Origin of the sequence: Microbacterium sp. ZW T2_14 (genome assembly GCF_044987405.1) — a bacterium.
Taxonomy (GTDB): domain Bacteria; phylum Actinomycetota; class Actinomycetes; order Actinomycetales; family Microbacteriaceae; genus Microbacterium.
Map to the genome: position 1 here is coordinate 87334 of NZ_JBJDRK010000010.1, position 11015 is coordinate 98348.

Below are 11015 nucleotides of genomic sequence, written 5' to 3' on the forward strand. Positions count from 1 at the left end.
GCAGAAGGCCGATTCTGGGGAACGCAGGTCGGGCTGCGGGTCTTCGCGCCGATCCATGAGGGGCGCCGCACTGGGGACTGGGGCGGCGCCCCTCCTCCGTGTGCCCGTCGGACTCAGGCGCGCGAGGAGTTCGCGGTGCGCCCGCGCACGATGCCCACGAACGCATCGACGGCGGGCGTGGTGCGGTCCACCGACCACGCCAGCGCCACCGTGGAGGCGGGGCCGTCCAGAAGCGGCCGGTACTCGACGTCCTTGCGCTGGTGAAGGCGCGCGAGCGACATCGGCACCACGACGATCCCCACCCCTGCCGCGACGGTCGCGATCGCCTCAGCCGTGTCGGCCGGGGGAGCGAAGCGCGGCTTCTCGGTGCCGGGTGCACGGATGCCGAGCACATCGTCCTGCGGAACGATCAGCACCTCTCCGACGAGGTCGGCGGTATCGAGCTCTGCGGCAGCCGTCAGGTGGGACTCCTTCGCGCAGACGACGACCGGCACCTCGTCGTAGAGCGGGATGACGTGAAGCCCGTCCTTGTCGATCGGCAGTCGCACCAGCGCGGCGTCGACCTCGCCGTCGACGAGAGCCTGTCGCTGGTCGGCGAACGCCAGGGGCACGAGCTCGAGGCTCGTGCGCGGCATCCGTTCCTTCCAGGTGTCGATCCACTTGCCCGGGGTCGCACCGGGGATCGCGCCGAGGAGGAACGTCGTCGGCATGGGCTCGGCGGGAGGCGTCGGCGACGGCCCGGGCGACGGTTGCGGTCGCTGGAGCTTCGCGGGTCTCGCCTTCGCCGCGGAGCCGGATGCGGCGCCACGGCGCTTGCCTGCGGCATCCCGTCCCCGTCCGCCCGCGCGCGACCCGCCCTTCGCCATACCGTTCAGCGTAAGCCCGGGCGCTATGGTTCGCTCATGGTGGCTATCCTCGCAACGGTCTTCGCAGCGCTGGCGGCGCTGCTGCACGTGTACATCTTCGTGATGGAGAGCGTGCAGTGGACGCAGCCCAAGGTCTGGAAACGGTTCGGCGTCGCCGACCAGGCGGCCGCTGACACGACGAAGCCGATGGCGTACAACCAGGGCTTCTACAACCTGTTCCTCGCCATCGGCGTGGTGATCGGTCTCGTGCTGATCTACGCGGGAGCGGATGCCGAGCCCGTGCGCGCGGCGGGGCTCGCGCTCGTGCTGTTCAGCCTCGGCTCCATGGTCGCGGCTGCGCTCGTGCTGCTCACCACGGGCATGAAATACCTGCGCCCCGCGCTCATCCAGGGGACGCTGCCGCTCATCGGGTTCGTGCTGTTCCTCTTCGCCTGAGGGCTCAACCGCACGCGCCCCACCGGCCCGCTTCGGCGGCGACCGCCGCCGACTCGAGGGCGCGGAGAAGCGCCTCCTGGCTACGGTTGGGGGAGTACATCTCCACGCGCGCATCACCCTGCGCCACGAGCTCCCCGTTGACGAACCTGCCGTCGGGCGTCCAGACGTAGAGCAGCGTTCGACCGTACTGGTCGTGCACCTCGGCATCGGGCGCCACCCAGATCGTCGACCCCGCGGGGACGAGAGCGGTCAGCTTCGCCGTCGCCTCCGTGCCCCAGCAGTCGGGTTCGGGCGAGATCTCGGGGGTGTCGATTCCGAGCAGGCGGACGCGCGTCGACGCGACGTCGGTGACGACGGCGTTCGGCGTCACCGCCCGGGCGCGCAGCGTGTCGCCGTCGTGCACGCTCTCGACCGTCATCTCGAACGCATCGGTCGGGATGGCGGGACTCGTCGGCGCGGGGCCGGGCGTCGCAGGGCCGACCTCTGGCGAATCGCCGTCGTGCCCGGCCCACCACCAGATCGCCGCGCCCGCCACGGCGAGCACGAGGATTCCGATGAGGACGCGCCTGTACACGTCGCGAGCCTAAGCGGTGCCCGCGACTTGCGGAGATCGCGCCTCAGGCCGCCAGGCGCAGGCCCCGCTGGTCGGTGGCGACGCGCTCGCCGTCGGCGATCGTCTGGTCATCGCCGATGAGCGAGCCACCGGCGACGCGAGCGTCGTGACCCACCTGGGTGCGGACGCCGATCTTCGCCTTCGGGCCGATCGCGGCACGCGGGCCGATGTGCGCGTGGGGCTCGATGACGGCGTCGGGGCCGATCACCGCGTCCGTCTCGACCCAGACACCACGGCCGACATGTGCGCCCGCGGCGATCTGCACGCCCGGTTCGACATACGATCCCGCTTCGACGACGGCGCTCGGGTGCACCTTCGCTCCGTGCGCGATCAGACCACGGCCGTTGACATGCTTGCGGTAGCGCAGCGTCTCGCCCTGGTCGTTCTCGATGTCGATGTAGTTCTTGCCCACGGTCCCCTCCTGGAGCCAGCACATGGTGCTGAGTACAGAAATAACCGGGGGCAGGGCACATATATTCCCGCGCATCGGATCGATTCGGATGCCGCGATCACGGGCCCTCGGAGACCTCACGCCTGAGGGGCGCAGCGGCTCAGCCGGCGACGAACTCGTCGGCGGCAGACAGCGCACGGTCGATCACGTCGAGGCCGCGCTGCAGCTCATCCTCGGTGATCACGAGCGGCGGGGCGACGTGCACGCGGTTGAAATGCGTGAAGGGCCACACGCCCTCGCGCTTGCACGCCGCGGCGACGGCGGCGATGGGTGCGGCATCCGCACCGCCCGCGTTGAACGGCACCAGCTGCTCGCGGGTCTCGCGGTCCTTGACGAGCTCGATCGCCCAGAACAGCCCCATGCCGCGCACGTCGCCGACGGACGGATGCCGCGAGGCGATGTCGCGCAGCCGCGGCTCGACCACGCGCGAACCGAGGTCGCGGACGCGCTCGAGGATGCCGTCGCGCTCGAAGACCTCGAACGTCGCGACGCCCGCTGCGCACGCCAGCGGGTGCCCGGAGTAGGTGAGCCCGCCGGGGAACGACACGGTGTCGAAGTGCGCCGCGATGCGGTCGGAGATGACGACGCCGCCGAGCGGCACGTAGCCCGAGTTGACGCCCTTGGCGAAGGTGATGAGGTCGGGCCGCACGTCGAACGCCTGGAAGGCGAACCACTCGCCCACGCGCCCGAAGCCCACCATCACCTCGTCGGCGATGTAGACGATGCCGAAGCGGTCGCACAGCTCGCGAACGCCGGCGAGGTACCCGGGCGGCGGCACCAGCACGCCGTTCGTGCCGACGATCGTCTCGATGAGGATCGCGGCGATCGTCGAGGCGCCCTCGAGCACGATGGTCTGCTCGAGGTGCTCGAGCGCGCGCTGGGTCTCTTCCTCAGGGCTCGAGGAGTGGAACGCCGAGCGGTAGGGGTAGGGGCCGAAGAACTTCGCCGTCGACCCGTCGCCCGGTTCGTTCGGCCAGCGCCGCGGGTCGCCGGTCAGTGAGATCGCGGTGGTCGTGTTGCCGTGGTAGCTGCGGTACATCGACAAAACCTTGCGGCGACCCGTCACCAGGCGTGCCATGCGCACGGCATTCTCGTTCGCGTCGGCGCCGCCGTTCGTGAAGAACACCTTCTCGAAGCCGTCGCCCGCGACCTCCGCGATGCGTCGGGCGAGCTCTCCCCGCACGTCGTTCGCCATCGACGGCTGGATCGTCGAGAGTCGGCCCGCCTGCCGCTGGATGGCCTCGACGAGATCCGGATGCTGGTGGCCCAGGTTCAGGTTCACCAGCTGCGAGCTGAAGTCGAGGTAGGCGTTGCCGCTGTAGTCCCAGAACGTCGAACCCTCGCCGGCGGCGACGGGGAGCGGGTCGATGAGCGCCTGCGCGCTCCACGAGTGGAACACGTGCGCGCGGTCGTCCGCGCGCACGCGTGCGTCGGCCTCGAGGTCGGGGAGCGCCCGGGGGTCACCTGCCGGATCGGTGTGGACGGCGGCGGCGAGCGTGTCGGTCATGGGGAGTCCTCTCCTGTTGCGGTCGTTGAGCGAGCGAGGAACGAGCGAGACGAAACGCGTGCTGATCGCGAGCAACGTCCGGCGCGTTTCGTCTCGCTTCGCTCGCTCAACGACCGAATGCGCGTCAGTTGTTCTGGGGGAAGCCGAGGTTGATGCCGGTGTGGCCGGACTGGCTGCGCGTGGCGGGGTCGAGCCAGCGGCTGGTGATGGCCTTCTCGCGGGTGAAGAAGTCGAACCCGTGCACCCCGTAGGCTTTCGCGTCGCCGAAGAGGGACTGCTTCCAGCCGCCGAAGGAGTGGTAGGCGACCGGAACCGGGATGGGCACGTTGATGCCGATCATGCCGACCTGCACCTCGTTCTGGAAGCGGCGGGCGGCTCCGCCGTCGTTGGTGAAGATCGCGGTGCCGTTGCCGAACTGGCCGGAGTTGATCAGCTCGAGGCCCTCGTCGTACGACTGCACGCGCACGACGGAGAGGACCGGTCCGAAGATCTCCTCCTGGTACGCACGGCTGGTGGTGGGGATGTCGTCGATGAGGGTGGGGCCGAAGAAGAACCCGTCCTCGTGCCCGTCGACGGTGAAGCCGCGGCCGTCGACGACGATCTTCGCGCCGTCCGCCTCGGCGATGTCGACGTAGCTTGCGACCTTGTCGCGGTGCACGTCGGTGATCAAAGGGCCCATGTCGGGCTCGACGCCGTGGACACCCGCGCCGTTGCCGATGCGCAGCTTCGCGATCCGCTCCTGGATCTTCGCGATGAGGTCGTCGGCGACCGGCTCGACGGCCAGCACCACCGAGATCGCCATGCAGCGCTCGCCCGCCGCACCGTAGCCGGCGTTGACGGCCTGGTCGGCGACCAGGTCGAGGTCGGCATCCGGCAGCACCAGCATGTGGTTCTTCGCGCCGCCCAGCGCCTGCACCCGCTTGCCGTGCTTCGACGCGGTCTCGTAGATGTACTGGGCGATCGGCGTCGAGCCGACGAACGAGATCGACTGCACGTCCGGGCTCTCGAGAAGCCCGTCGACCGCGAGCTTGTCGCCCTGCAGGACCGTGAAGACGCCGTCGGGCAGCCCGGCTTCCTTCCAGAGCGCCGCCAGCCACAGCGCGGCCGACGGGTCCTTCTCGCTCGGCTTGAGCACGACGGCGTTGCCGGCCGCGATGGCGATCGGGAAGAACCACATCGGCACCATTGCGGGGAAGTTGAACGGGCTGATGATGCCGACGACGCCGAGCGGCTGCTTCAGCGAGTACACGTCGATGCCGCTCGAGGCGTTTTCGCTGAACGCGCCCTTGAGGAAATGGGGGAACCCCGTCGCCAGCTCGACGACCTCCTGGCCGCGCAGGATCTCGCCCATGGCGTCGGAGACGACCTTGCCGTGCTCGGCCGTGATGATCTCGGCCAGCTCCCGCTTGCGGGTGTTCAGCAGCTCGCGGAAGCTGAACAGCACCGACTGCCGTCGGGCGAGGGAGAACTGCGACCACACCTCGTATCCGCGCACCGCCGACGCGATCGCGGCGTCGATCTCGGCCCTGTCCGCCAGCGCGACCTGTGCCGACACGGCGCCGGTCGCCGGGTTGTACACGGGGGCGGTACGGCCGGATGTCGACGCGCGCTCGGCGCCATCGATCCAGTGCGGGATCACTCTCGCATCGGCCTCCGTGGTCGCCGTGGCGACAGCGATCTCGGCAATGCTCATGGGTGGCCCCTTTCGGCGTCGGACAGATCGTGTGGCGATCCCTTAGGCTTGGCGCGTCCCAGCCTGTCAGAGAAGAAGAGGCGAATACGGTGCCCGACCGTCGCGAAGATCGCACGATCCAAACGGATCGTCCGGCTGATCGAGCCGCAGATGAGACCCTGCCCACCGTGCGCGAGGTGATCGCGCTCGACGCGGTCGCGCACGGTGTGCCCGAAGTGCTCGTCGGCGACGACGCGCTCGACGCGCGCGTGCGCTGGCTGCATGTGTCGGACAGTGCGGGGGTGGCCCGCCTGCTCGACGGCGGGGAACTCCTGCTGTCCACCGGCTCGTCGTGGCCGGTCGAGCCCGCCGACCTCCGGCGGTTCATCGACGAACTCGCCGACGCCGGTCTCTCGGGTCTGGTGCTGGAACTCGGCACGCACTACCGCTACGTGCCGGCGGTGGTCGTCGAGGCGGCCGCCGCGCGCGGCCTCGCCCTCATCGTGCTGCACCGCGAGGTGAAGTTCGTCACCGTCACCGAGGCGGTGCACAGCCGCATCATCACGGGGCAGACCGACGCGCTGCGGGCGCGCGACGAGGTGCGCGAGCGCTTCACCGCGCTCGTGCTGCGCGGCTCGCCGGCCGACTTCATCGTGTACCAGCTCGCGCAGACGCTCGGTGCGCCGATCCTGCTCGAGAACCTCGGCTATGAGGTCGTGGCGGCCGAGGTGCCGCTCGCGATGGAGGAGGAGCTCTTCACCGACTGGGAGCTGCGATCTCGCTCCGCCCATCGACGTTCCGAGCAGCGACGCGAGCGCGGCGCGGTGGCCAGCGCCGACGACTGGCTCATCGTCCCGGTCGAGGCACGCGGCATCCGCTGGGGCAACCTCATCGCCCTGCCCGGTCCGGAGCACGCGGCCGGCCGCATGGCGGTGCTCGAGCAGGGCGCCATCGCCCTCGCGGTCGGGCGCCTCGCGGACGGCGACGCCGACGAGTGGGTGCGCATCGGCCGCCGCCGCCTGGTGGACAGACTGCTCGCGGGCCGCTTCGCGGGCGTCGGCGGGGCGGCCGCGCGCCTGGAGGCGGCGGGGCTGCCGCTGCGCGGCGCCCAGCTGCACGGTCTCGTGGTGTCGGGTGCGCCTGTCGCGGTGGAAAGAGCGGATGCCGCGGCCCGCGCCCTGCGCGGACGCGCCCTGGCCGGCTCGGCGCCGACCGGCGTCGCACCGCCGGCGGCGACGATGCTGGTGTCGCTCCCGCCGGATGCGGTGTTCGACGACGCCGCCGTGGTGGCGTTCGTGCGGGCACTCGTCGACGCCGCCGACCTCGAGCGGGTCACCGTGTCGGTCGGTCGCGGCGCCGAAGGCATCGACGCGGCCCTCGCCTCGGTGCACGAGGCCGTCGACCTGGCAGGCGGCCGACGTCGCCGCACCGGCCGCGGACCCCATCTCCGCCGAGCCGAGAACCGCCCGCTCGTGCAGTTGGTCGCGGCGCTGCGCGACGACCACCGGGTGCTCGAGCACGGCGAGCGCATGCTGGCGCCGCTCATCGCGCACGACCTGTCGCGCTCCGGGGATCTGCTCGACGTCCTCGAGGCGATGCTCGCGCACCCCGGCAATCGCACGGCGGCGGCCGGGGCATCCCATCTCTCCCGCTCGGTGTTCTACCAGCGCATCGCGCTCATCGAGGAGCTGCTGGGTGCCGATCTCGACGACGGCGAGACTCAGACCGCGTTGCACCTCGCGCTGCTGGTGCGGAGGTCTGCGGGGCGCTAGCGACGACGGCGGCTCGACTCAGGGCAGGCGCGGGTCGATCATCGTCATGCCGGCGGGGGTGGCCCGGTCCAGCGCGGGCAGCAGCGATGCCGCCTCCGACAGTCCGACGACGCGCTCGATGAGCGACTCGGGGTGGAGCGTGCCGGACGCGATGAGCTCCAGCATCCCGGGATAGTCCGCCGCCGCCATGCCGTGGCTGCCGAGCAGGTCGAGCTCCCACCCGATGACGCGCGACATCGGCACGCGCGGATGCCCGTCGACCGGCGGAAGCAGTCCGATCTGCACGTGACGTCCGCGTCGGCGGAGGCTGAGGATCGCGTCGCTGCAGGTCTGCTCGCTGCCGACAGCATCCACCGACACGTGTGTGCCGCCCCGGCTCAGCTCGTGGACGCGCGCGGGCACGTCGGTGCCGTCGGCGAGGACCGCATGGTCTGCGCCGAGAAGGGATGCCGCATCCAGCGCCGGCCGGCTGCGGTCGACCACGATGACACGGGCGCCGAGCGCCTTCGCGATCATGACGGCGCTGAGGCCGACGCCGCCGGCGCCGACGATCGTCACCCACTCGTCGGACGCCAGCCGGGCGCGGCCGACGAGACCGCGGTACGCGGTGGCGAAGCGGCACCCGAGCGCGGCGGCGGCCTCGAAGCTCACCGAGTCGGGGATCGCCACCAGGTTCGCGTCGGCGGCGTGCAGCACGACGGATTCGGCGAACGAGCCATCGTGCGTGAAACCCGGCTGCGTCTGGTCGGGACACACCTGCGCGTCGCCCTGCCGGCACCATTCGCAGCGTCCGCAGCCGCAGACGAACGGCACGGTGACGCGGTCGCCCACGCGCCAGCGCGTGACCCCCTCGCCCACGTCCGCGATGACCCCCGCGAGCTCGTGGCCCGGCACATGCGGCAGCGAGATGTCGTCGTCGTGCCCCGCCCAGCCGTGCCAGTCGCTGCGGCACAGCCCCGTGGCGCGCACCTCGACGACCACGCCGCCCTCCGGAGCGGCGGGCGTCTGGACGTCACGGACCTCGGGCGCGACGCCGAAGGCGTCGTAGACGACTGCACGCATGCCCCCATCGTCGCACCCGTGCGGACCGCGGATCCGGGATGCCACGGCGCCATGCCTCTGCCGCCGGCGGCCGACGCTAGCCGGCGACGTAGACCTTGCGGAGCGTCTCGTGCACCGTCCAGACCGTCTGCATGCCTGCCGTCAGCTGCACCACGGAGCCCGCGGACAGCGCCACGGGCGCCAGCGAGGAGTCCGAGAACGACAGGGTCGCAGAGCCGGACAGCACGACGAAGACCTCGTCCGCCTCGACGTCGGTCGAGGTTCCGCGGGTGTGCTCCCACACGCCGATCGTGTCGGTCAGCTCGACGAAACCCGCCGAGGGAGAGCCCGACAGCACCTGGTCCACGGGCAGCGGCTCCAGCGGGACGGCGACGGTCGCGGCATCCACTCCCACACCGGGGACCATCACGAGTCGAACCCCAGCCCCACGGCGTCGAGGGTCTTCAACAGCAGGTTGCGCTTGCCCTGATTGTGGTCGGCGCGGTCCAGCGACCAGCGCGTGGCGTTGATGCCGATCGCGGCGGCGGGCTCGGGCGGGAAGGGGAGCGCGCGCTTGCGCACCATCTCGAGCCCGGTGCGTTCATTCGAGACACCGTCGAGGAGGTCGAGCATGACCTCGCCGGCGAAGCGCGTCGATCCCACGCCGAGCCCGGTGAAGCCCGCGGCGTAGGCGACGCGGCGCTCGCGGGCGGTGCCGAAGAACGCCGTGAACTGCGTCGAGGTGTCGATCGCCCCCGCCCACTGGTGCGTGAACCGCAGCCCCTCGAGCTGCGGGAACGTCGTGAAGAAGTGACCCGCGAGCCTCGCCCAGGTCTCGGGGCGCTGCTCGTACGCGGGGTCGACCTTCCGGCCGTAGTGGTAGATGGCGTCGTACCCGCCGAAGAGGATCCGGTTGTCCTTCGTGATCCGGTAGTAGTGGAACTGGTTCGCGAGGTCGCCGATCCCCTGCCGGTCCTGCCAGCCGATCGACGCGACCTGCGCGTCGGTGAGCGGCTCGGTCATGAGCACGTAGTCGTACACGGGCACGGTCATCAGCCGGTTGCGCTTGATGAGCGAGGGGAACACGTTGGTGCCGAGCGCGGCCCGGGATGCCTCCACCCGGCCGTCTGCGGTCGCCACCACGACGCCCGGGCCTGTCGTGTCGAGCCCGGTCACGTGCGAGCGCTCGAAGATCTCGATCCCGCGCTCCTCGCACACGCGAGCCAGTTCGGCAGCCATGCGTGCGGGGTGCACCATGCCGCACGCGTGCTTCTCCCAGACCGCCGCGAGATACGTGGGGGAGTGGACGGATGCCTGGGCCTCCGCCTGATCGAGATAGACGACGCCCTCCTCGCCCTCGGCCGCCCATTCCTTCAGCCATTCGACCTGGTGGGGTTCCACGGCCGGCGCCAGCTGGCCGGTGCGCTCGAACTGGAAGTCCATGCCGTAGCGGGCCTCGGAGGCTTCGATCGCGTCGAGGTTCTCGCGGCCCAGCCGGTCGAGGAGCGGCATCTCGTCGGGCCAGCGGGCCACGCCGTTCTCGTGGCCGTGCGTGAGGCTCGCCTCGCAGAAGCCGCCGTTGCGACCCGAGGCCGCCCAGCCGACGCGTTGCGCCTCGACGATCACGACCTTCGCGCCCGGGTCGCGTTCGGTGGCGAGCAGCGCGGTCCACAGGCCGGTGTAGCCGCCGCCGACGACGACCAGGTCGGCGCGATGCGTGCCGACGAGCGAGGGCCGGTCGGGCCGCAGGCTCTCGGGAAGGTCGTCACGCCAGAAGACCGCGTGCTGTGTGCCGGCGAGGGAGTGCTGGACGACGGATGCTGCCGGCCGCTGTCGTTCGAAGACGGTCGTGCCCACGGTTATCAACTCCGATGCGGGTGTGTGGTGCTCCCATCCTCGCCCGTCGGCGGCAGCGGCGCGGGCCTCGCGTGTCGCAAGTTGTCCGTCGGCCGGACAGGTTGTCGTACGCCGGCGCCGATCGGGTCAGCGGGCGGGAACCAGCGCGGCGGCGAGCGCGTCGACGTCGGCCACGCGGGCGTACGTGCCGTTCAGCGCCGCCATGAACGCCAGATGCACCTGCGCGCCGGGCACGGTCCGGCCGTCGTAGGCGAGGTCGGGCGCAGCGCACGCGTCCTGCGCGACGGCCAGGCGGAACCCCAGATCGGATGCCGCGCGCACGGTCGCGTCGACGCACATGCTCGACATCATCCCGGCGACGACGATCTCGTCCGGTGCCGCGGCGCGCAGCAGAGCCTCGAGTCCCGTGCCGAGGAAGGCGTTCGGCTCGTGCTTGACGATGACGTCCTCGGAGCCGTCCGGCGCCACACGCGGATCGAATTCGACGCCGGGGGTGCCGGCGGCGAAGAACGCGGCATCCGGACCGCTCGACACGTGCTGCACGTGCACGACCCGCTCACCCGCCGCCCGGAAGGCGGCGAGGAGTCGCGCGGCGGCATCGGCGGCCGCATCCGTGTCGACGAGCGGATGCCTTCCTCCGGGAAAGTAGTCGCGCTGGATGTCGATGAGGAGCAGGAGTCGGGTCACGGCATCAGCCTATGACCGCTCCCCCCACTTGTTCGTCCGTCGTATATGTACGCGAATCCCGGGGTTCTGCGTACATATACGACGGACGAACGGGGGGGGGAGGGGGGAGGGGAG

11 protein-coding genes are annotated in these 11015 nt (G+C 71.1%); 2 read left to right on the top strand and 9 right to left on the bottom strand.

Annotated elements, in window-relative coordinates; genetic code table 11:
- Positions 1–113: 113 nt before the first annotated feature.
- Positions 114–866, bottom strand: a complete 753-nt coding sequence (locus ACI3KY_RS05635; RefSeq protein WP_404929223.1) for a LysR substrate-binding domain-containing protein — start codon at positions 864–866, stop codon at positions 114–116.
- 36 nt (positions 867–902) lie between these two features.
- On the opposite strand from ACI3KY_RS05635, the gene ACI3KY_RS05640 reads away from it, so the two are divergent.
- The gene (locus ACI3KY_RS05640) at positions 903–1301 is read left to right on the top strand and encodes a DUF1304 domain-containing protein (protein WP_404929224.1); all 399 of its coding nucleotides are present in this window, start codon (positions 903–905) and stop codon (positions 1299–1301) included.
- Between the two features lie 4 nt (positions 1302–1305).
- On the opposite strand, the gene ACI3KY_RS05645 is transcribed toward ACI3KY_RS05640, so the two are convergent.
- The 4 genes from ACI3KY_RS05645 to ACI3KY_RS05660 form a co-directional block, all read right to left on the bottom strand.
- Positions 1306–1875, bottom strand: a complete 570-nt coding sequence (locus ACI3KY_RS05645; RefSeq protein WP_404929225.1) for a thermonuclease family protein — start codon at positions 1873–1875, stop codon at positions 1306–1308.
- A 43-nt stretch (positions 1876–1918) separates the two neighbouring features.
- Positions 1919–2326 carry a transferase gene (locus ACI3KY_RS05650; protein ID WP_194414587.1) on the bottom strand — a complete coding sequence of 136 codons (408 nt, stop codon included), beginning with the start codon at positions 2324–2326 and terminating at the stop codon, positions 1919–1921.
- Between the two features lie 139 nt (positions 2327–2465).
- The gene (locus tag ACI3KY_RS05655) at positions 2466–3872 is read right to left on the bottom strand and encodes an aspartate aminotransferase family protein (RefSeq protein ID WP_404929226.1); all 1407 of its coding nucleotides are present in this window, start codon (positions 3870–3872) and stop codon (positions 2466–2468) included.
- A 124-nt stretch (positions 3873–3996) separates the two neighbouring features.
- Positions 3997–5565: a CoA-acylating methylmalonate-semialdehyde dehydrogenase gene (locus ACI3KY_RS05660; RefSeq protein WP_404929227.1), complete on the bottom strand. Its 1569-nt coding sequence runs from the start codon at positions 5563–5565 to the stop codon at positions 3997–3999.
- Positions 5566–5732: 167 nt separating this feature from the next.
- On the opposite strand from ACI3KY_RS05660, the gene ACI3KY_RS05665 reads away from it, so the two are divergent.
- A complete protein-coding gene (locus tag ACI3KY_RS05665) occupies positions 5733–7316 on the top strand; it encodes a PucR family transcriptional regulator (protein ID WP_404929228.1) in 1584 nt (527 codons plus the stop codon).
- Positions 7317–7334: 18 nt separating this feature from the next.
- On the opposite strand, the gene ACI3KY_RS05670 is transcribed toward ACI3KY_RS05665, so the two are convergent.
- The 4 genes from ACI3KY_RS05670 to ACI3KY_RS05685 form a co-directional block, all read right to left on the bottom strand.
- Positions 7335–8378: a zinc-dependent alcohol dehydrogenase family protein gene (locus ACI3KY_RS05670; RefSeq protein ID WP_404929229.1), complete on the bottom strand. Its 1044-nt coding sequence runs from the start codon at positions 8376–8378 to the stop codon at positions 7335–7337.
- Positions 8379–8454: 76 nt separating this feature from the next.
- Positions 8455–8784 (bottom strand): cupin domain-containing protein, encoded by a 330-nt coding sequence (locus tag ACI3KY_RS05675; protein WP_404929234.1) that lies wholly within the window; start codon positions 8782–8784, stop codon positions 8455–8457.
- Entirely contained in the window at positions 8784–10214 is a 1431-nt protein-coding gene (locus ACI3KY_RS05680) for an NAD(P)/FAD-dependent oxidoreductase (protein WP_404929230.1), read from the bottom strand. Before ACI3KY_RS05680 ends, ACI3KY_RS05675 begins: the two co-directional genes overlap by 1 nt.
- A 126-nt stretch (positions 10215–10340) precedes the next feature.
- Positions 10341–10901, bottom strand: a complete 561-nt coding sequence (locus ACI3KY_RS05685) for a cysteine hydrolase family protein (protein WP_404929231.1) — start codon at positions 10899–10901, stop codon at positions 10341–10343.
- Positions 10902–11015 lie beyond the last annotated feature (114 nt).